This is a genomic window from Exiguobacterium sp. s132, from assembly GCF_018617235.1.
Taxonomy (GTDB): Bacteria; Bacillota; Bacilli; order Exiguobacteriales; family Exiguobacteriaceae; genus Exiguobacterium; species Exiguobacterium profundum.
The window spans coordinates 2,051,939-2,073,022 of the sequence record NZ_JACSJU010000001.1; the positions used below are offsets into that span (position 1 = coordinate 2,051,939).

Annotated in this window: 22 protein-coding genes and 8 tRNA genes; 3 read left to right on the plus strand and 27 right to left on the minus strand. The window is 47.6% G+C overall.

The features are described 5' to 3' along the window. Positions 1 to 109 precede the first annotated feature (109 nt). Positions 110 to 586 (minus strand): GNAT family N-acetyltransferase, encoded by a 477-nt coding sequence (locus tag KNO78_RS10485; RefSeq protein WP_084543024.1) that lies wholly within the window; start codon positions 584 to 586, stop codon positions 110 to 112. Between the two features lie 116 nt (positions 587 to 702). Here KNO78_RS10485 and KNO78_RS10490 point away from each other — a divergent pair, with 116 nt between their 5' ends. Then, positions 703 to 1,128: a VOC family protein gene (locus KNO78_RS10490; RefSeq protein WP_074035394.1), complete on the plus strand. Its 426-nt coding sequence runs from the start codon at positions 703 to 705 to the stop codon at positions 1,126 to 1,128. Continuing rightward, complete coding sequence (locus tag KNO78_RS10495; RefSeq protein WP_074035393.1) at positions 1,125 to 1,523, plus strand: VOC family protein; 399 nt, start codon at positions 1,125 to 1,127, stop codon at positions 1,521 to 1,523. The genes KNO78_RS10490 and KNO78_RS10495 overlap by 4 nt, the downstream gene beginning before the upstream one ends. A gap of 118 nt (positions 1,524 to 1,641) precedes the next feature. Here KNO78_RS10495 and KNO78_RS10500 read toward each other — a convergent pair whose 3' ends face one another. After that, positions 1,642 to 2,109 (minus strand): hypothetical protein, encoded by a 468-nt coding sequence (locus KNO78_RS10500; protein WP_196431414.1) that lies wholly within the window; start codon positions 2,107 to 2,109, stop codon positions 1,642 to 1,644. 3 nt (positions 2,110 to 2,112) lie between these two features. Beyond that, positions 2,113 to 2,304, minus strand: a complete 192-nt coding sequence (locus KNO78_RS10505; protein WP_031421892.1) for a helix-turn-helix transcriptional regulator — start codon at positions 2,302 to 2,304, stop codon at positions 2,113 to 2,115. Between the two features lie 177 nt (positions 2,305 to 2,481). Here KNO78_RS10505 and KNO78_RS10510 point away from each other — a divergent pair, with 177 nt between their 5' ends. Beyond that, a complete protein-coding gene (locus KNO78_RS10510; RefSeq protein WP_214690344.1) occupies positions 2,482 to 4,296 on the plus strand; it encodes an LTA synthase family protein in 1,815 nt (604 codons plus the stop codon). 34 nt (positions 4,297 to 4,330) lie between these two features. On the opposite strand, the gene KNO78_RS10515 is transcribed toward KNO78_RS10510, so the two are convergent. From KNO78_RS10515 to KNO78_RS10630, 24 genes are all read right to left on the minus strand, one after another. After that, positions 4,331 to 5,215, minus strand: a complete 885-nt coding sequence (locus tag KNO78_RS10515) for a VOC family protein (RefSeq protein ID WP_214690343.1) — start codon at positions 5,213 to 5,215, stop codon at positions 4,331 to 4,333. 14 nt (positions 5,216 to 5,229) lie between these two features. Then, positions 5,230 to 5,514, minus strand: coding sequence for a putative quinol monooxygenase (locus tag KNO78_RS10520; RefSeq protein WP_012727627.1), 285 nt, complete (start codon positions 5,512 to 5,514; stop codon positions 5,230 to 5,232). 103 nt (positions 5,515 to 5,617) lie between these two features. Beyond that, positions 5,618 to 8,272 carry an MMPL family transporter gene (locus tag KNO78_RS10525; RefSeq protein ID WP_012727628.1) on the minus strand — a complete coding sequence of 885 codons (2,655 nt, stop codon included), beginning with the start codon at positions 8,270 to 8,272 and terminating at the stop codon, positions 5,618 to 5,620. A gap of 3 nt (positions 8,273 to 8,275) precedes the next feature. Further along, a complete protein-coding gene (locus KNO78_RS10530; RefSeq protein ID WP_078147853.1) occupies positions 8,276 to 8,719 on the minus strand; it encodes a MarR family winged helix-turn-helix transcriptional regulator in 444 nt (147 codons plus the stop codon). Positions 8,720 to 8,804: 85 nt separating this feature from the next. After that, complete coding sequence (locus tag KNO78_RS10535; protein ID WP_214690342.1) at positions 8,805 to 9,761, minus strand: NAD(P)/FAD-dependent oxidoreductase; 957 nt, start codon at positions 9,759 to 9,761, stop codon at positions 8,805 to 8,807. 69 nt (positions 9,762 to 9,830) lie between these two features. After that, positions 9,831 to 10,517, minus strand: a complete 687-nt coding sequence (locus KNO78_RS10540; RefSeq protein WP_196431419.1) for a DUF975 family protein — start codon at positions 10,515 to 10,517, stop codon at positions 9,831 to 9,833. An 81-nt stretch (positions 10,518 to 10,598) separates the two neighbouring features. Next, on the minus strand, positions 10,599 to 10,817 hold the full coding sequence (locus KNO78_RS10545) for a helix-turn-helix domain-containing protein (RefSeq protein WP_012727632.1): 219 nt from the start codon (positions 10,815 to 10,817) through the stop codon (positions 10,599 to 10,601). A 10-nt stretch (positions 10,818 to 10,827) separates the two neighbouring features. Continuing rightward, a complete protein-coding gene (locus KNO78_RS10550) occupies positions 10,828 to 11,307 on the minus strand; it encodes a DUF2975 domain-containing protein (protein WP_196431420.1) in 480 nt (159 codons plus the stop codon). Between the two features lie 113 nt (positions 11,308 to 11,420). Then, on the minus strand, positions 11,421 to 11,984 hold the full coding sequence (locus tag KNO78_RS10555; protein ID WP_196431421.1) for a YdhK family protein: 564 nt from the start codon (positions 11,982 to 11,984) through the stop codon (positions 11,421 to 11,423). Between the two features lie 140 nt (positions 11,985 to 12,124). Beyond that, entirely contained in the window at positions 12,125 to 13,921 is a 1,797-nt protein-coding gene (gene glmS, locus KNO78_RS10560; RefSeq protein WP_159563147.1) for a glutamine--fructose-6-phosphate transaminase (isomerizing), read from the minus strand. A 358-nt stretch (positions 13,922 to 14,279) separates the two neighbouring features. After that, on the minus strand, positions 14,280 to 15,638 hold the full coding sequence (gene glmM, locus KNO78_RS10565) for a phosphoglucosamine mutase (protein ID WP_078147859.1): 1,359 nt from the start codon (positions 15,636 to 15,638) through the stop codon (positions 14,280 to 14,282). A 36-nt stretch (positions 15,639 to 15,674) separates the two neighbouring features. Next, on the minus strand, positions 15,675 to 16,955 hold the full coding sequence (locus tag KNO78_RS10570; protein ID WP_196431523.1) for a CdaR family protein: 1,281 nt from the start codon (positions 16,953 to 16,955) through the stop codon (positions 15,675 to 15,677). After that, on the minus strand, positions 16,956 to 17,816 hold the full coding sequence (gene cdaA, locus KNO78_RS10575; protein WP_012727638.1) for a diadenylate cyclase CdaA: 861 nt from the start codon (positions 17,814 to 17,816) through the stop codon (positions 16,956 to 16,958). A 127-nt stretch (positions 17,817 to 17,943) separates the two neighbouring features. Beyond that, positions 17,944 to 18,579, minus strand: coding sequence for an RseA family anti-sigma factor (locus tag KNO78_RS10580; RefSeq protein WP_078147861.1), 636 nt, complete (start codon positions 18,577 to 18,579; stop codon positions 17,944 to 17,946). After that, a complete protein-coding gene (gene sigW, locus KNO78_RS10585; protein ID WP_012727640.1) occupies positions 18,576 to 19,151 on the minus strand; it encodes an RNA polymerase sigma factor SigW in 576 nt (191 codons plus the stop codon). The genes KNO78_RS10580 and sigW overlap by 4 nt, the downstream gene beginning before the upstream one ends. A 130-nt stretch (positions 19,152 to 19,281) precedes the next feature. Beyond that, positions 19,282 to 20,184, minus strand: coding sequence for an arginase (gene rocF / locus KNO78_RS10590; RefSeq protein ID WP_074035370.1), 903 nt, complete (start codon positions 20,182 to 20,184; stop codon positions 19,282 to 19,284). A 201-nt stretch (positions 20,185 to 20,385) separates the two neighbouring features. After that, positions 20,386 to 20,461: transfer RNA gene (locus KNO78_RS10595), tRNA-Ala, on the minus strand. 18 nt (positions 20,462 to 20,479) lie between these two features. Further along, positions 20,480 to 20,554: transfer RNA gene (locus KNO78_RS10600), tRNA-Gly, on the minus strand. A gap of 6 nt (positions 20,555 to 20,560) precedes the next feature. After that, positions 20,561 to 20,636 (minus strand) — tRNA-Lys (locus KNO78_RS10605). Between the two features lie 5 nt (positions 20,637 to 20,641). After that, positions 20,642 to 20,725 (minus strand) — tRNA-Tyr (locus tag KNO78_RS10610). A 6-nt stretch (positions 20,726 to 20,731) separates the two neighbouring features. Next, positions 20,732 to 20,804, minus strand: a tRNA-Thr gene (locus tag KNO78_RS10615). A 31-nt stretch (positions 20,805 to 20,835) separates the two neighbouring features. Continuing rightward, a tRNA-Val gene (locus KNO78_RS10620) sits at positions 20,836 to 20,911 on the minus strand. 4 nt (positions 20,912 to 20,915) lie between these two features. Further along, positions 20,916 to 20,990: transfer RNA gene (locus tag KNO78_RS10625), tRNA-Glu, on the minus strand. A 5-nt stretch (positions 20,991 to 20,995) separates the two neighbouring features. Continuing rightward, a tRNA-Asn gene (locus KNO78_RS10630) sits at positions 20,996 to 21,070 on the minus strand. Positions 21,071 to 21,084 lie beyond the last annotated feature (14 nt).

Consider the following 21,084-nt stretch of genomic DNA (forward strand, 5'->3'; position numbering starts at 1 on the left):
ATTTCTCCAAAACTGGTTCGTTACCTTGTTTCTCTTTGCCGCTATCCCCTTCTTCTTGGCAGCTATGAATGTCACGCAAAAAATAAGTCCATCCGAGAATCCGACCGACTCATGACGGTCGGTTTTCTGTATGATAGACCCAAATCGCTTCACCATTCCATTCATCGATTAAGCCGCTGTCGACAAAGCCGTTCTTCGCATAAAATCGTTTTGCGACTTCATTCTCTTGATGGAGACTGAGGATGATATCATCCACGTCGTATTGTGTCTGGATGAATTCCACTGCCATGCGTAGGCACTTCGTTCCAATGCCTTTCCCCTGTTCGTTTTGATCAATCATGAAACGGTCGAGCCACATGTAACGTTCTGACTGGTTTTCCGCTCCGACCATCATGAAGCCAACCGGTCGCTCGCCTTCATAAAATGCAAAGCTCTGCCAATTGTATTTCGTATCCTCAATCATCTCTCGAAGGGATTCGGCATTCGTCTCGATGAATCGAGATTGTTTCTCGTCCACTGTCAGGGCGATGACCGCCTCTCGATTGACTGCATCAACCGGTTGAATCGTGATTTCGTTTACTTTCATACATTCACCTCATTGATTTTCTCTCTTCCATACGATTTCTCCCGTAAAAAGTTTCTTCTCCCGTATCTTCGAAGGCTTGTATTCGCTACACTAACAATAGAAAAGGAGGGGATCTTATGTTCCGAATCGGAAGTATCTTTATTCCCGTATCAGATGTAGAACAGTCTCTGAACTGGTATACAACTTATTTTCATGCCCAAGAAATCGGGCGCTGGGAAGGGGGCATCGGAATCTGTCTGCCAGATGGCTCAACTCAACTCGGATTGATTCAAACTACTTCAACGCAACCCACAACATTTAAGGATGCGTCCGGACAAGCCCATGTTTATTTCAATATCATCTGTGAAGACATCCAGCTCGCGTATCAATCGTTCGAACAAGCAGGGTTAATTGCGACCCCGCTTCACGATTTCGGTGGTATGTCCTGTTTTGACGTACGAGACCCGGATGGACATACGATCAGCCTCATCTCAGAAGAATTGACTTCCCCGTTCCACCGTGATCGAGTGAAAGAGTTGCAAACGAAAGGAAACAACCAATGAAACAAATCCATCATATCTGTATCCAAACCCCGGATTATGCCGCATCGAAGTCATTTTACGAAGCGCTCGGTTTTGAACTCGTCCAGGAGTCGCCAAACTTTCATACGCGTGACTTCAACAGTTGGCTCAAGCTCGGTGATTTTTATATTGAGCTCCAGACTGCTAAAGCGGATGAAACGTTACAAGACTACTCGAAACATGCGGCCGGTCCCGTCCATTTCGCCCTCTATGTAGATGACCTCAAAGCGGAAGTCGCACGACTCGAACAACTCGGCGTCACGTTTTTACCGAAGCACGGTGGCAACATCTACTTCGTCGTCGATGGACATTTAAGTAAATTAAAAGCACCGGAAGGAACCATCATTGAACTGCGTGATACGTTCGAGATTACATAATCAGAGCTTCACAGTTATCCAACAAAACCAGGTCCATGTTTGCATGGGACCTGGTTTTGTTATGCACTCTTAAAGACATAGATGTCCTATTTGAAGTAAAACGAATATATCACCTCGGTCATGAAAGCTCACGATTTTTTCTAAATGACCGTTGAAGTGAAATGAATTGTGCGACCAGAAGTAACCCATTTGAAAGAAGTGTCATTGCTAACAAGTCCACCCAAGAGTAAACCACTACACCCGTCACCTTTAATGCTATTGCCACTCCAGCAAACAAAACAGCAAACTTCGATGTAGAACCAATCAGTTTCCTTAGTTCCATTTTATATTCAGATTTCTCAACAACGTTTGCATACTCCATACCTGAGACAATATAACGAATCCATACATAGAGACTTAGAATTGCTATAACACTCAATAAAATATATGAAGACTCAGTGTTGAATATACCTGAAAATCTATTCAATAGAACGACTACTCCCAAAAATCCAATGAACAAAACGAAAGCCTCGGCTATAAAGTACAACATCCGCCTTTCTTTATATTCGTCATTTGGTAAAAACATTGTGACCCATGATTCTTTCATCTTTTACTCCTCCCAGAATAAATCATTTAGAGTGACGCCCAGAACCCTCGCAATGGCAATACAGAGTTTCAAAGAGGGATTATATTTATTCGATTCGATCAAACCGATTGTCTGTCTAGTCACACCGATCGCCTCTGCCAAATCGGTTTGAGTAAGATTCTTTTCTACTCGATGTTCTTTTACTCTATTTCCCATGTCTGTCTCCTAATTTAGTTGTGCAATACCTAAAATGTAATATATATATTCCATTAACGCAATATATATATTACATATTTTTGATTACGAATGAATCTCCATCACACTTTCTACGTTTTCTCTGTTCATAAGAAAGGAAAGGATACAGTAACTACATTTTGAGTTAGGAGATCACTAATGAAATATCTCGATTATTGGAGCTACTTGTCACTCTCTCTGGCAAAGCTCTTCTTTTTTAGCTGGTTGACCGCGACGGCGTTCGACTTCTCGTTTTTCCTCATCAATTTGGCGACGATTTTGCTCCTGACGAGTTGGGCACTCGCCGTGTCTTATCCGATCCGCCGATGGATTTTATACGTTTCTCTGTTCCTGCACAGTACCCTGCTCGTCTCGGACGTCTGGTACTATCGCTATTTTGAAGACTTATTATCCGTCGCCTTACTATCTGATATCGGGCAGATGGGAGATGTCGGGGGTGGCTTCTTGACGCTCATCCGCCCAATCGATGCGTTCTTCTTCATCGACCTCATCATCTACGGTTTGATTTTGCGTTATATGAAACGTCATCCTGTCCGTGAAGGGAAGCGGAACGGAAGACGATTGGCGCTCGCTGGCTTCGCACTCGGATTCCTTCTCTTCACAATCCCGCTCACCCTCAGTTTTCAGCGTGGAGAAAAGTGGATCGCAGATGACCCCATCTCGAATATGCGTGAATACTATCATCTTGGATTTTGGGGCTATCACGCGATGGATGTCGCCCGAGGCGTCGAACGTGCTATGGGATGGAACGAAGCCCTGACAGACGAAGAGCGTTCTCAAATTCAAGCACTCTCTTATCAAGAATTAAGTGCCCCAAGTCCAGATACGAACGTTATCGTTTTACAACTCGAATCATTCCAAACATCCGTCATCGATCAACAGATTGATGGACAGGAACTGACCCCGAATTTGAACCGACTGCGACGTGACATGCTTTACTTCCCGAACGTGTATCATCAAACGCATGAAGGGCGAACGTCTGATGCAGAGTTCATCGTCAACACGTCACTTTATCCTGTCAAATCTGGTTCCGTCTACACGCGTTTCCCGGGAAATCAATTCAGCGCGCTCTCTCAATCCTTGAATGAGGCGGGCTACGATACGGCAGCCATGCATTCGTTCCGAAAAGACTTTTGGAATCGCGATGACTTTTATGACAATATCGGGTTCAATCATTTCTTTAGCGACAAAGACTACCCCGATCAAGGAATCATCGGGATGGCACTCAACGATCAGGAATTCTTAAATACGTCGGTCGGATTTATGGAAGAGTTGGATGAACCATTTTACGCATTTTTAGTCGCTTTAACGAGTCATACACCGTACGATATCCCGGAAGACGAGAAGCGGTTGGACCTATCTGATATCGACGATCCCCTTCTCGAAAACTATTACCATACCGTTCATTTCGTCGATGCCGCTGTCGGTCAGTTCATCGAACGATTGAAACAAGATGGTTTCTGGGATGAGACGCTTCTCGTCATGTATGGTGACCACGATAGCGGTCTGACGGCACCAGGAGAAGAGATGGCTACCCTCGAAGAAGTGAACTCGACGGTTGACGCGTTTCAACTTGACCGTGCTGTCCCTCTCTTCATCAAACCACCTGGACCGACGACAGGAGAAGTCATGGAGGCGAGTGGTGGACAAATCGATATCGCCCCGACGATTCTCGATTTACTTGGAATCTCTCCAGCATATATGCTTGGCGACTCCTTATTGAATGATACGTCAAATCTAACCGTCTTTCGGACGGGCGCTTTCCGATACGAAGATCATTACTATGAACCAGACTTGACCGAACGTGCTGGTAACGGCACATGCTATTCCATTGAGACGGAAGAACAAGTCGCATTCGATCGATGCGCCCCTTACATCGACCGCGCGGCCAGTCAGCTCCGGCTCTCGGATACCATCATCGAGAAAGATGCCCTCTCGCAAATGAGTCCATGAAAAAACTCCCGAGCATTTGTCTCGGGAGTTTTGTTTAGTAAGCTTTACGCAACGTCGCGATATCAAGCTTTTTCATGGGCAGACATGCCTGTACGACCTGTTCAATCTGCTCTTGCGAACCTACCGTCATCATCTCTTCCATTTCCCACGGGATGATTTGCCAGGAGACACCATAGCGATCTTTCAGCCAACCACACTCCTCTGCTTCCGGTACAGCCGATAGCCGCTCCCAGTACGAATCGACTTCTTCTTGCGACTCACAAAAAGCGATGAGCGACTGGGTCTCGTTAAACGAAAATGTATGATTTTCATTACTGTCCATCACGACAAATTCTCGACCGGATAAGACGAAACGAGCATAGTTGATTTTCCCGTCAAGCTCGTCCCCGTCTTCTTCCGTGTATCGTACCGTATGTCCGTCCAATACATATGAATCTTTGAAAATAGAGATCCAATCGTTCATCGCCGCCTCGGCACGACCGAACGCTTCTTTGACAAACAATAGACATGGCGTCACGAGCTGAATGTCCATCCCGCCATCATGCATGATTTGCCAAGAAACCCCGTAGCGGTCCTGCAACCACCCATAACGCTGACTGAAGTCGTAAGTGTCTAATGGAATCAAGATATCCGCTCCGTCAGATAATCGTTCCCAAAGCGCATTGATTTCTTCCGTCGTCGGAAGCGACACCATGTAGGAAATGGACGGATTCCGTTCTTGCACCGTCCCTCCCCCAAGCAACTGAAAGAATTGTCCAGCGAGTGATAGCGTCACAATCGTCGTATCGCCTGCTGGTGAACTTGAAAATCTCGTCGTATAGTCGACAAACGAATCTGGAAAGATGGATACATACCACTCGGCAATCTCTTCAACGTCCTGCTCAAACCAAATACATGGAATCACGGGTTGCGTAATCATGAGAATATCTCCTTTCAGACTTCATGCAAACGATAGACCTCACGGACGGCGAGAAGCTCCCCGGCTTCATCACGATACGCCTGATAGTGCGACGACTGGATATGGTGATTGAGTGCATTTTCATCCTTATACTTTTCATAGAAGACAAACGTACCTGGTGAATCGATCGCCTCGTGAAGAACGTACGCGAGACATCCTTCTTCCGCACGCGACGGCGGAATCACACGGTACAGCGCGTCACGTAACGCCTCTTCTTTTCCGGGATGGGCTTTCAAGATTGCAGTAATGACGATTTCCATACAGTATTCCTCCTTAGATAATGGACCTGCCTTTCTGTTCCCGAATCCACTACAATCTATCCCAAAAAACGGATATCTCATCATACGAGACATCCGTTTCTGCTTATGACTTTTTCTTTTGTCGGAATGGCCACCAGACACCATCGCCAAATGAAATCGTAATGGCTGGGATCAAGAGGGGTAACACAATCAAGCCATACAATAACAAACCGGTGATGACGATTGTCGCGATCTGGACGAGACTGAGCACGCCTGACGGAATCATGGCACCGAACGTCCCGGCGAGGATGACCGCGGCTGTCATAATGACGGTACCCATCTTCGTCATCGAGTGGATGAGCGCCTCACGGACCGTCTTCCCATTGATTGTTTCTTCCCGGAATCGATCTAACAAGAAGATGGAGTAGTCAATTCCAAGGGCAATCAACATGACAAATCCAAAGAACGGAACGGCCCAGCTAATCCCGTCATAGCCGAGTCCTTCTACAAAGATCAGCTCTGTGATTGCCGCTGACGTATAGTACGTCAAGAGAAGCGAAGCAATCATATAGAGTGGCATGATCATCGAGCGGAACAGTGCTGTCAAAACGATGAACAACGTCACGAGCATGATGGCTACCGTTCGATTGAAATCGTTCGTCGATGTTTCATTTAAATCGCTATTGATACTTGAGATCCCGGCATATCCGATGGTCGCATCCGCATACGGTGTTCCCGTCACGGCACGATTCATCGTCTCTTTGATTGTCTCAACGGTATCAATCGCTTCTGGCGAATACGGGTCCATCTCTAAGACGACCTCGAGCTGAGTCGCCATTCCTTCATCGAAGACATATCGTTCGACTGCAGGTGAGAACTCATCTGATGTGAGCGTCCCTTCCGGAAGATACACGCCTGTCTCCCGAAGCGCATCTGCTTCACTCAACTGTTGTAAGAACGAAACGGCTTCGCCGAGACCAGACTCAATTTGTCCTAGCCCGTCGTTCGCTTCCGCGACACCTGTCGCCAGTTGCGCTAACCCGCTACCAAGTTCACCGACCTGAGAACCTTGTGCATTTAATGCGGACGCCGCTTCGTTGATTCCTGACTCAATTTGTGTGAGGCCAGCTGATACTTGACCGAGCTGTCCGACTGCGGCCGGGATGTTTTGAGTCGCTGTCAATCCTTGCCCAATGAGACCAAGTTGACCATTCAACTGATTTAGTCCCGCTGCTGCTTCTGCAAGCGGTGCCCCAGCATTGGTTGAACCGCTTGGTAGTTGTCCAACAATCCCGTTCAATCCTTGCTCAATCTCATCCAATCCAGTTTGAACATCCCCGAGACCCGTCTGCGCTTCAGACAAGCCATCGCTGACTTCACTGAGCTGCGTATCGACATAAAAATCGTCGATGACTTCACCAGTAGGACGTGTGAGCGCACGGACACCATTCACACCTTCGACTTTTTCAAGCTCACTTGCAAACTTTTCGATATAGGGAACTTCTGATTCTGTAATGGCTTGATCTTGTCTCAAAATGACTTGTACCGGAAGGGATTCCCCTTGACCGAACCCTTCTGAGATCAAATTCAGTCCACGAACCGAATCGTACCCGTCTCCAATCTCATCGACCGTATTGAACGAACGGGCATCGTCATATGTGAATAAGACAGGTACTGTAATCAACCCGACGACCAAAATCGATACGAACGGGCGATTGACCGACAATCGGCTCAAGCTAGCCCAAAGCTTGCTGTCATGATGCTCGCCTGCCTTTTTCGACGGCCAAAACAGTCGCTGTTTGAGCGTCGCCATGAAGAATGGGACGACCGTGAAGAGAATCAGCAGCAACACCGCAATCCCGACTGCGACGGCGACCGCTGATTTAAAGATTGGAAAATCAGCAAATCCGATGGCGGCAAAACCGACGAAGACCGCGAGTCCACTGATGAGGACCGTCCGTCCTGCCGTCTTGTACGTATTGACGATGGCGTCTTCGATGGCATGTCCTGCACTGAGTTCTTCTTTATAACGGCTAAGAAGCAGGATACAGTAGTCTGTCCCAATCCCGAACAAGATGGCGACAAGGAAGATCTGCGTGTAGTTGGACACCGGGAACCCGAACCAATCCACGAAGAACGCGACAAAGGATTGACTCAATAGATAAGTGAATCCGACCGCGATGAGCGGGATGAACGGGGTCACGATGGAACGGAAGACGAGAAGGAGTAATCCAAAAATCAACACGACCGTGATGATTTCTGTCTTTTTCAACCCTTCCTGTGCACTTAGATTCACATCATTGTTAATGATTTCTTCCCCGGTGATATATACTGTCTCCTCTTGCGGGAGCACGTTTTCACGGACATCATCAGCAAACGCATTGATTTCTTCCGTCGTACCTTCTACCGTGATGGGGACGAGGACGATGCGTCCGTCTTCCGAGACAAGCTGTGCCTCTGTCTCCTCGTTTTCGAACGGATCGAGAACATCTGTCACGACCGTTTCATTTTGTTTAAGTTCTTCGATGACACGCGCGACATCTGTTCGCTCCGTCTCTCCGATTGATTCAAACTCATAGACGAGGGAGATGGTCTTGTCACTCTTCCCGGCTTCATCTAAAATCGCTTGTGCGCGTTGTGAGTCCATGTCGTCCGCAAGTTGGAAGCTCCCTGCCTCTTCTGCTTGTTTCGTTAAGTTCGGTGCTGCGACAAATAATGCTGCCGTCAATACGATGAGGGAAATGAAAATTCCCCAGCGCCATTGAATGATTTTATGCATGTGTTATTCCTCCCCGATTCGGAGCAATTGCTTTATTTTTCGGAACGTCCGAACAAACTGCTCGATTTCAATTTCGTCTACTTCTCCATCGATGAGGGATTCCACATATCGATAGACGGCACCGTCCACTTCTTCGACGAGCCGTTTCCCTTCTGGGGTCAATTCAATCAATCGCTCGCGTTGGTCTTGTCCTCGTCGACTCGTGACGAGTCCTTTTTCGACCAACTTTTTCAGGCGATTCGAGACCGCACTTTTATGGACACCTTGCTTTTGTGCCAGTTGCCCAGCCGGAGTTGGTCCAAACTGATCGAGTAACTTCAACAGTTGGAGCTGTTCGCGCGAATACTCGCGCCATACGTCCCCTTCCATCGCTTCGATGACATGTTCCGTCCCATGGAACATCACTTCTTCAAACAACTGCACCGCTTCGCGCATCAATGCTTTCATTTTTAATTTACCCCCTAAACTAGATGATTATAGTTTATGCCCTAAACTAAATGGCGTCAAATAAAAAGACCGATAAGGAGTGCCCTTATCGGTCCATGTTCTTTTCGATGGTTTCTGCCACACGTAACCCAGACAGATAGGCACTTTCGAATCGCGTTCGTCCGGATGGATCATCGGACTCAAGGAAGATGTCCCCTGCTAAATAGATGGGATGACGGCTTACTTGATAAAACGGTTCATGCCATACGTCTTTCGCTTGCGCGTAACGCCAGCGTTTCAATTGTTTTGACACGAGATTGATATCGCCAACTTCCTCTCGGAATAACCGCTCAACTTCTGCAAGTGTCTCCGCTTCTGGTCGCTCATACCAGTCCTCACTCCACGCCTCTTCCATATAGACATTTACGAGTGGTGTCGCAGAGATGCCTTTTTGCCGATTATCGACGATTTTTAATACACCAGGTACCAGTTCTTGATCGAGAATACCGTCTGCTCCAATCTGCACATCACCGGCACATTCAAAAAGACCGACGAACGTCGGCGAATATATAAGACGACGTAACGCGGGCTCGACATCGACAGCTAAATCTCCAAGCAAATCGAACGACTGTGGAAGCGGTGCCGTCATCACGAGTCGATCATAGGAACGTGTCGTCACGTCTGTCTTGACTGTGACGGTTCCGTCTTCTTCTACTTGAACGTTCTCCACCCGTTCATTCAATTGTACGGTCAAATCTTCAGACAAACGCTTAGCAAGTGCATTCATCCCATCAATCGCGACATAACGTGGATAAGGGTCGGCATACCAGACCCGCACCCAGTTTGCATTCATCCACGACTGTACCTCTCGTTCGAGCTCTTCTCCACGCACCGTGAAATATACCGCGCCATGGTCTGCCCGTCCATCACCGATTCGACGCGTCGCCAAGCGTCCCCCGACGCTTCGACTCTTTTCAATCAGTTCGACGTCATGACCTTGACACACGAGTTCACGCGCTGCGATGATTCCGCTCAGACCGGCCCCGATGATCCCAATCTTCATTCCGCATTCCCCTTTCTCTTCATGAAGATTGTAGCACGTTCATTCAATTTCCCCTCTGTTTGATATGCTTCAGGCTGGCTTGTTCCATTGTTCGTCGTAAGCCCGACGCGTGTCTTCATACATGACAGCGAAGCGCGCAACGACTAACGGGCGAACAAGGGAAGTCGCAACTAACAGTGACCAGGATGACAAAATCGGTAATTTGAAAACAATACTCAGCGTGAAACCCGTCAAAAAGACCGGAATCATTGGCAGGATCAATTTAAATGCTTCCCATTTCTGTCCACGCATCATCCCACGAGATTTTGTAATTGCTTCTGTTGGGGACAAATGAGGCTCATCTCGCAATATAAAGAAAGTGAATGCGTAAGAAAAGTACTTTATGATTCCTGGAACGATTAGAAGCAGCCCCCACAATAGTTGGAAGAGAACCATGAGTAGGAATGTGGCCAAATTTAAGCGGTAATTCTTCCGAAACGGTTTAAATACATCTTGAAAATGCAATTCCTTATTTCGCACCGTATCTAAAATGACCCAGCTGTATCCGACATACATCGGAAGAGACATCACATATAGGATGAGTCCAATCACACTGATCATCATAAGAATAGTAGAACTGTGTTGGATCCCGTAATATGTCGGATCTATCATAAGCCACACTTCTACTAATATCGCCATTGCAAAAGACCAACCGATGAGTTTCCCCGTTCTTCCTTTCAAGGCCTCATGTGTCCGTTCCGTCCATGTTTGAATCATTCTACATCTCCCCCTGACTGATACCTTTATATACGGAGCATAGTAAGAACACGTTTCAAATTCATATAAAAAAGCAGAGATTCACTCTGCTCGCTCGTCCGCTCGATATTCCAATATGTCTCCCGGTTGACAGTCGAGTGCTTCGCAAATCGCTTCAAGTGTCGAAAAACGAATCGCTTTGGCCTTCCCGTTTTTTAAAATCGACAAGTTCGCCATCGTAATCCCGACTCGCTCCGACAGTTCCGTCACACTCATTTTTCGTTTCGCCAACATCACATCCAGATTCACAATCATCGCCATTTCTCTCACCTCAGACCGTCAAATCGATTTCTTGTTTCATGTCGATGGCGCGCTTCAATAGTTTCTGTAACAACTCAGCAAAAACCGCAATGACAAATGCGGCGAAGACGAAGACGAATCCGATGACTAAAAATCCTGGCGAGTCGTCACGCTCAGCGAACCAATAGAAGAACGGGAGTGTCGCCATATAGATGGCCGTGATGGTCAGCGCACAATATTTAATGATCCGAAGTGCTTTCACCGCCCGATAGGAGAATGCCTCATTCCGGTCAATCAATCCAAGTAAGATGAATGACTGTGACAAGGCAACGAAAAAGGGAATCGCTGCTACATACATCCCTCCAATAATCGGTCGCATCGAATTTGCAATCCATCCTCCGCTCTCCACCGCCTCTCGCCAAAGGAAAGGGAGTAAAAAGATACAGGCCGCAAGAATCGGGAGAGCTAAGACAATCACCGATAGTTTTAAAAAGACGGTTTCTCGTTTCACCTGTCATACACCTCACTCATTTTATTTCTTTTATCATACGCCCGTTTTTATCGTTTATCAATAAATATTTATCGAAAAAATAGACCTCGAGATGTACTCGAGGTCTACTTCATTCATTTCATTGCTTCTAATTCACTTTCGGTCACCCATTTATGATTTGTGACCTCTTCTCCGTCTTCAGTCGTGTAATCAACCATGTAAACGGTCGTCTCTTCCACTGTATCGATAGTCGCTTCTGCGCCGTCCATCCCTTCCATATGGTCGGCAGCCAATACGACCTCATCCCCTTCAGACAACGGCGCCTCGTCCGGATTATCCAGTTCTTCGTGAATCACCCATTTGTGATCCTCTACCGGGTCACCACCTGTAGTCGGTGTATAGCTGACGGCGTAGACCGTCGTATCATATGCACCGACAATCGTCGCCTCCACGCCTTCCATGCCCGGCATGTGATCCGCTGTCATCATCGCGGTTGATCCGACTGGATACGTCGGATCACTGGCTTCCTTCAGCCCGTCTGGAACTTCTCCAGACCCGGAGTGATCCATCGCTGAATGGTCCATGCTTTGCTCTTCTGACATCTCCATCGATGTGTCCTCTACCGTATCCCCACAAGCGGCCAATGATGTCGCGAGAATCATGACACCGAGACCTGTCATCCATTTCTTCTGTTTCATCGAATCTCTCCTTCTCTTCATTTTCATGTTGAGTGTACCCGTTCCGGAGAATGAACAGACATATTTGAGAACATTACGATGATTTGTTAACTCATTGCAACAAAAAAGACCAAAATCCCGAAAGATTTTGGTCTTGAACATTATTCAACCGTTACAGACTTCGCCAAGTTACGTGGCTTGTCGACATCGCAGTCACGAGCAAGTGCTGCATAGTACGAGATGAGTTGAAGTGGAAGAACCGTCACGAGTGGCGTGAGAAGTGGTTCAACACGTGGAAGAACGAATGCGTCGTTCTCATGCTCCATTCCTTCCATTGAAATCGTACATGCGATGGCACCACGCGCCACAACTTCCTTGATGTTTCCACGGATGTTGAGGTGTGTGTTTGGTTGAGACACGAGCGTGATGACTGGTGTCCCGTCTTCAATCAAGGCGATCGGACCGTGCTTGAGTTCCCCACCTGGGTACCCTTCTGCTTGGATATATGAAATCTCTTTCAGCTTCAATGCGCCTTCGAGACCTACATATGAATCCAATCCACGTCCGAGGAAGAATGCGTTACGTGACTCTTTCAAGAACTTATCTGCAAGCTCTTCAAAGATTTCTTTTTGTGCCATGATCGAGTCCATCGTTGTCGCAACGAGTGCAAGTTCTTGCATGAGATCAAACGGGAGTTTCTTCCCGTTCGCACGAGCGATGTCGTATGCGAGAATTGCGAGGACGGCAATCTGTGCCGTGTATGCTTTCGTCGACGCGACCGCGATCTCTGGTCCTGCGTGGAGGAGCATCGTCTCGTTCGCTTCACGTGACAATGTCGATCCTGCCACGTTCGTTAACGTGAGCGCTTTATGGCCCAATTTTTTCACTTCGACGAGGACGGCACGGCTGTCCGCTGTCTCACCTGATTGTGAGATGAAGAGGAAGAGTGGCTTCTCTGTCAAAAGTGGCATGTTGTAACCGAACTCTGATGCGACGTGTACTTCAGTCGGTACACCTGCAACGCGCTCAATCAATTGCTTCCCGACAAGACCAGCGTGGTAACTTGTACCACATGCGACGATATAGACGCGGTCTGCTTCCGAGACGAGTTCACGCACGCCTTCTGCGAGCTCGATGTCGCCGTTCTCGTTCTGGTAGTGCTGGATGATGTTACGGATGACGGCTGGCTGTTCGTCCATCTCTTTCAACATGTAGTGCGCGTACGTGCCCTTCTCGATGTCTGACGCATCGATTTCGGCCGTGTATGGTGCACGCTCGAGTACTTCGCCGTCGAGCGTCTTGATCGTCGCCGCCTCACGTGTGAGGATGACGATCTCACCATCGTGGAGCTCGAGGTACTGGTCTGTCACCTGGAGCATCGCCATCGCGTCTGATGCGACGACGTTGAACGTGCCGTCACCAAGTCCGACGAGGAGCGGTGACTTGTTCTTCCCGATATAGAGGCGCTCTTTGTCCTCTGAGTCGATCATTGCGATCGCATACGAACCGTGGAGGTCCGAAAGCGTCTTGCGGAACGCCGCCTCGACGTCGCCGAGCTCGACGAAGTGCTTCTCCATGAGCTGGACGATGACTTCCGTGTCCGTCTCTGAAAGGAACGGAACGTCGAGCGTCTTCTTGATGAGCTCGTCGTTCTCGATTACGCCGTTATGCACGAGCGTGAAGCGTCCTGTCGTGCTTTGGTGCGGGTGGGCGTTCGGTACGCTCGGTACCCCGTGTGTTGCCCAACGTGTGTGGCCGATTCCAATCGTGCCGTCTACTTCTGCTGGGATGATTTCGCGTAGCGCAGCAATGCGACCGACTTCTTTGTGAACGTTGACATTCTCATGCATCAACGCAAGACCTGCCGAGTCATAACCACGGTACTCGAGTTTTTCAAGACCTTTGAGAAGGACTTCCTTCGCTCCGGTATTCCCAATCATTCCTACAATTCCACACATAAACAAATCTCCTCTATTCTTCGATTTCTCGAAAAAGGAAACGGGCTTTTTCTAAGAGCTGTCAGTACACGCTTCTTTGTCCGTCCGGTCGCCCGGGCGTTTTAAAAGCATGTTTGTCGTCGTGACAGGCGACGAGGAGGCATCCGCCGAAATCTCGATAACCTCCAACCTCGTCAACTCCGCAGAGTTCTGGCGCTTGTTCGTACTCTTGTGTCCTTCCGTTTCCAAGGTCACGCTCTTAATAGTACAAATCACACCCCCATTCGTCAAGAAAATCCGCTGTTTTCTCGATGACAAAACGGAAACAAAAAGGGAATCCGATGTGGATTCCCTTGTGTTATTCCCGGTTTTGAAAATTTTATCCGTCTACACCGTAATCTTCGCGTACGACTTGTGCGATTTTTTCAACGTAACGGTCACACTCTTCCGCTGTCGGGGCTTCAGCCATGACACGAACAAGTGGTTCTGTACCTGATGCACGGACGAGGATTCGACCGTTTCCGGCCATTTCCGCTTCCGCTTCTTGAATCGTTGCCAAGACACGCTCTCCGTTCATCGCATCGTTTTTATTCGTCACACGAATGTTCACGAGCTTTTGCGGATAAACTGGCATCTCTGCCGCTAATTCAGACAGTTTACGCCCTGTCGATTTCACGATTTCTGCCAATTGCACACCAGATAACATACCGTCACCCGTTGTCGAGTGATCGAGGAAAATCAAATGACCTGATTGTTCGCCACCGAGTGTATATTGATGTTTTTTCATTTCTTCAACGACATAGCGGTCACCCACTGCTGTTTGAAGCGCCGTCATGCCCGCTTCTTCAACGGCTTTATGGAAACCAAGGTTACTCATGACCGTCGCGACAATCGTGTTGTCTTTGAGACGCCCTTTTTCACTCAAGTATTTCCCGCAAATATACATGATCTTGTCTCCGTCGACGATTTCACCGTTCTCGTCAATCGCAATCAAACGGTCTCCATCCCCATCAAAGGCAAGGCCCATGTCCGCTCCTTTTTCACGGACGAATTCAGCCAAATGCTCAGGGTGTGTCGACCCGACACCTTCATTGATATTTAAACCGTTTGGCGAGTTTCCGATCGTCGACACGTTTGCTTCTAAGTCTGCAAACAGTCGAGCCGCAAGGCCACTCGTCGCTCCATGTGCACAGTCGAGTGCGATGTGAAGACCATCAAAATCTTCTTCTACCGTTTGTTTCAACATTTGAAGATACTTTTGCGCGCCTTCGTAGTAATCCGATACGAAACCGAGATCTTTACCTGTCGGACGCGGGAGCGTATCTTCTGCAGCATCTAAGATGTCTTCAATTTCTTGCTCGGTCGCATCGTCTAATTTGAAACCATCGCTACCGAAGAATTTGATTCCGTTATCCGCCACAGGGTTATGCGATGCTGAAATCATGACACCTGCCGTCGCGTCGAGCGATTTCGTCAAGTAAGCGACTCCAGGTGTTGAAATGACACCGAGACGCATCACTTCTGCACCGATTGAGAGAAGACCCGCAATCAATGCACCTTCAAGCATATGTCCCGAAATCCGTGTGTCACGACCGATCAACACTTTCGGCTGCTCGCCTTCTGGCAAATGTTTCGACAACACGTAGCCACCCGCACGACCTAAACGATATGCTAATTCCGCAGTTAACTCAGAGTTGGCAACACCGCGAACTCCATCTGTTCCAAAATATTTACCCATAAGATTAAATCCTCACTTTTGTATGATTGAACATCTTTATTGAATGGAAGATGTTTCTGTTTCTTCATCGACACTCGTCAATTGAACATCGATTGTCTTTGGCGAGATCACGGTCACGCCTTTTGGTACTTCATAATCTGCATCGACCGCATGTGTTCCGCTCGGCAATCCGGTAAGATCTAACGTCACGTTGACACTGTTTGATGAGATGCTTTCAAGAAGGGAACGTTTGCCCGAGAGCGTCACGCTGACCACTTCTTGCGTTTGAATCGTGTAATTCGTCCGGTCATATCCACGGACAGTGATGGGGACGGTCAACCGAATCCGCTCTGTCAATTCACCCGTGTCATCTTTCGTCTCATCATTTGGACGAACGAGCACCTGGACTTCTACTTCTTTTTTACCGAGTGAAGTCACTCCTTCCGGAAGACGAAGGGTAGCGGTCACTTTTCCCGACTTCGTTAAATCGTCAAGTTCAATCGGTTCTGTCTCCACTTGCTGGAGTTCATCTAGCACCGCTTTTGGTGCAAAGACACGGACTTCCGTCTCACCTAGCAACGTATCAACTAAGCGGAAATCGTCTGCCACCTCTCCGCTCGTGACGACCTCGATTGGAATCATCGCGCTCTCGTCATAAATCGGTACGGTGACATTGATGATATTCGGATCGACCGACACGTTCAACGGATTTCCATTCGCATCTAAAATGGTCGGTGGAATTTCTCGTGTGAACGTCTGACTTTGATTGGCAACATCCACATTCAACGTGATTTCTTTGACGTTTTGAATCCGACTCGCACCACCTGTGACTTTTACAGTCGACGGTTCGATTTCGACATCGCCCGCGACTTTTCCGTCCGGTAATTGATCTTTGTTCAACAGATTCACGGACACAGGGACTTCAATCGTTTGTTTCCGATCGATATAGATTTCGACAGTCTCTCGATCTAGTTTGACATTGACGTCTCCGCCAAATCCACGCGCTTCGACCGGGACACGATGGAATCCGGTGCCAAGATTGGTCAAATCGACGAACACTTGATAATCTTTCACCAATTTCGTCATCGTTAAACTACTAGATGGCCCTTGAAGCTCGACACCCATCTCTTCCGGAACATTATATGCGACATACTGGACCTCATCAAAAAACACTTCGACCGGCACATCGAGCGTCATGGAACTTTGTCCGACGATTGGCAATGCGCTAGATGCGTTATTCGAAGAACTGGTCTCAGCGACCATTAAGTATAAAAGGACGGCTAAAGCAAGTGCGATGAAGCGGAGAAACCACTTATGTTGTAACCACTGATCAATCACTTACTTATCCCCTCCTTTTTTGCCGAAGAACGAGAGGGTCGCCTCTTTTTCTTCGATGACGAGTTCTTGAATTAATTTATTGCGAAGCGCTTCTTCGTCTAGTTCCCGATACAAGCGGCCCGCGATTGCAAGTGAGACTGCTCCCGTTTCTTCTGAGACGGTAAGAGTGACGCTATCCGTCACTTCACTGACCCCGATGGCTGCTCGGTGACGTGTCCCGAGTGCTTTATCGATGTGCGGGCTTTCCGAAAGCGGTAAATAGCAAGCTGCCGCCGCAATTTTCCCGTCCTGAATAATCATCGCGCCATCATGAAGCGGCGTATTCGGAATGAATAAGTTAATAATCAACTGGGATGTGATATGCGAGTCCATACGAATGCCGGTCTCCACATACTCGTTCAATCCCGTATCACGTTCAATCGCAATCAATGCACCGATTCGCCGTTTTGACATGTACTGTGCGGAACTGACGATGGCTTCAATCATTTGTCGTTGTTGCTCCTCATCACTTGTTCCCGTACGACTGAATAAGTTACTCGTTCGTCCGAGATGTTCAAGACCACGTCTCAACTCTGGCTGAAAAATGATGATAATTCCGAGGAGACCGTACGTGATCACCTGATTTAGCAAGAACTGGAGCGTCTTCAATCCGAAGAAACCGCTCAAGAACCAACTGACTAGAATGATGGAAATCCCTTTAATTAATTGTACTGCTTTTGTCCCACGCACAATCATCATCAACTTGTAAATGACATACGTGACGACGACGATATCTAAAACATCATTCAAATAATCGTACCAATGTACGTTTTCTGAAAGATTTAAAAATGAGAAAAATGATACTTGTTCAAGTAGCGGCAAATGCTCCCCTCCTCAACTACCTAGCTAAATCGTGCAAATTCCATTATATCATCATTTCTATAGATACGCATTGCGTCACGTCAAAACGAAACCAGATTGAAACGAAAAAAAGACGCCGGAAGCGTCTTTAGAAAAGTTGTTTCATCGAGTACCAAATCCATTCGAACATCTGATCGATCTGTTCGAGTTCACCTGTCACTTGACCGGCACTTGCTAAATAGGCACGACCATTGACGGCTGTCGCGTTCCCATTGACAGTACCTTCAATCCGTAAATCGCCACCTTGGACCGTGATGTCTTTTTCAACCGTGACACCGGCCGGGACAATGACTTCATTCTCAGATACGATCACACCTGGTACTTTTGTATAGGTCATCGTCTCTGAAGCGCTGCTCCATAGTCCGAGTGTCGCACTAGACATCAAACTAAAGAACAGTACGGCCGCAATCAAACCTGGGTGCCGTTGCAACCATTGCATTTGTTTCGAGTGCGGTTTGCGTTCTTTTCGAACTGATTTTGAAAACGGTACGACGGGATCAGGTGCTGTTTGTACAGGAGTTTCAGGTAAAGCGGCCATCACTCGGGCCGTAAAATCTGCTGATAACTTTGGACGAGGCAATGCTTTCAGTTCTGCGTCGATTCGTTCATATTGTAGATACGATTCATATAATTCATCGTCCTCTAACAATTGACGCAATTCGTCAGATTCTTCGGGCAAAACGCCATCTTCCAAATATTGTTGTACTTTTTCTTCAGGAGTCAATTGAACCCCTCCCTATTTTGAAAGATTGTTTTTAACATTTCTCTTCCCCGGAAGATCCTTGTCTTAACCGTTGCGACCGGCATGTCGATCATCACGCTGATTTCTTTAAGCGACAAATCATCTACATATTTTAATAATAACGGAATGCGATATTTGTCTGGAAGTTGCTTGATTGCCTCATGCATTTCACTTCGAATTTCGCGATGAACCACTTGGGCATCGGGTTGGGGCGCTTCATCAGCTAAGTGGTCTTGATAAGTCAAACCGTCTGTACCCGCAATTTCGGCATCCATCGAATATTCCGGCTTCCGCTTCCTCAATCGGTCGATGGCAACGTTTGTCGTGATTCGATAGAGCCATGTTTTGAACTTATATTGTGCGTCGTACGTATCGATTCGTGTATAGGCACGAATGAACGCCTCTTGGGCAGCGTCCTCTGCTTCGCCACGATCATACAAAATTTTATAGGCGATTGCAAAGACGCCATCCTTGTATAGTTCTACCAGTTCGGCAAACGAATCGTGATTCCCCGCCCTCAATTCATCAACCAAACGGGTGGTCAGCCGTTCCATCAATCCACTTCCCCTCTCCGCTACACATGCGGTCATCTCTATATACGTCTTGATATTGAAATGGTTTCAAAAAAATCAAAAAAAGTTTCCATCCCCATTGTAGCAAACGGGTTTGGAAACTGTAAGGAAATCAGACGGTTTCGCCTTCCAATAACAGGTTTTCTTTAGATTTTATAATCGTTTCACATAAGCGATAGGCCAACTGAGCCGTCACGTCATCCCGGTCTAATGCCGGATTTAACTCGACGAGCTCTACTGCGATCAAGTCTTCTGCTTGCATCGCTTCTTTTAAAATCGCTTTGGCTTCGACTTCTGTTAAACCGCCGTCAACCGGTGTACCTGTTCCAGGAACGAGGGATGCATCGAGACTATCCATATCGAAACTGATATAAAAACGGTCTACTCGTTCACGAAGATAACTCAATGACTCTTTCATGATGACATCCACGCCACGCGTACGTACTTCTTCTACTGTAATGACTTTGATGCCGAGTCGATTGATTTCATTCATTTCTCCTTCATCGATATCACGCAGGGCAATATAAACTAAATGCTCTGGTGATAGCTTCGGATCACGTCCGCCCACTTCTGTCAGACGCACGTCGCCCATCCCCATCGCTGCCGCAAGTGGCATTCCGTGAATATTCCCCGACGGTGATGTTTCGCCTGTATTTAAGTCAGCGTGAGCATCCACCCAAATGACTCCATAAGGACCTGTTTGAGCCAATCCAGCAAGAGTACCGATTGCCATACTATGATCGCCCCCAACGATCAAAGGGAATCGATTTTCCGAAATTTCACGATGTACGACTTCTGCCAATTCCGTGACGGTATGCAAGACACCATCAACCCGTTTTAAGTGTTCTTCATTTTCTCGAATTTCAGATTCTGGCAAGACACGAATCGTATGTTTGACCGTTTCTGTCGGAAGAAGTTGTTGCATCCCCATTTCATTTAACTTTGTCGGTCCTTGATCGACCCCTAATTTCCCCTGACCATAACGCAGCGGCACGTGAATATATGACCATTGCATCGCCATTCCCCCTTTATACACTTGATAATCAAATTGTAAACGCTATCATTTGTTTGGTTCAACTCGGCAATATTATGAATAAACATGCAAAAAGGCAGCCTGAATGGTGGCAGGCTGCCTTTCTCTGTACTCTCAATTGAATGGTTCATGGTTTTAGGCAAAAAAAAACTTAAGTCATCACTAACTTAAGAAAAAAACATATGGTGGAGCCTAGCGGGATCGAACCGCTGACCTCCTGCGTGCAAGGCAGGCGCTCTCCCAGCTGAGCTAAGGCCCCAATACAGGGATAAGAGTATGGAGCGGAAGACGGGATTCGAACCCGCGACCCCGACCTTGGCAAGGTCGTATTCTACCACTGAACTACTTCCGCAAAAAATGGTGAGCCATGCAGGGCTCGAACCTGCGACCCTCTGATTAAAAGTCAGATGCTCTACCAACTGAGCTAATGGCTCAAACCTGGTGGGGGGGGGCGGATTCGAACCGCCGAACCCGAAGGAGCGGATTTACAGTCCGCCGCGTTTAGCCACTTCGCTACCCCCCCGAGGAGTGCCGGCGAAAGGATTCGAACCCTCGACCCTCTGATTACAAGTCAGATGCTCTACCAACTGAGCTACACCGGCATATATATAGGTTTGATGTAATAAATAAAGATGGTGGAGGATGACGGGATCGAACCGCCGACCCCCTGCTTGTAAGGCAGGTGCTCTCCCAGCTGAGCTAATCCTCCATATTGGTGACCCGTACGGGATTCGAACCCGTGTTACCGCCGTGAAAGGGCGGTGTCTTAACCGCTTGACCAACGGGCCTAAATTGGCTCCGCAAGTAGGATTTGAACCTACGACCTACCGGTTAACAGCCGGTTGCTCTACCACTGAGCTATTGCGGAACGATCTTGCCTGG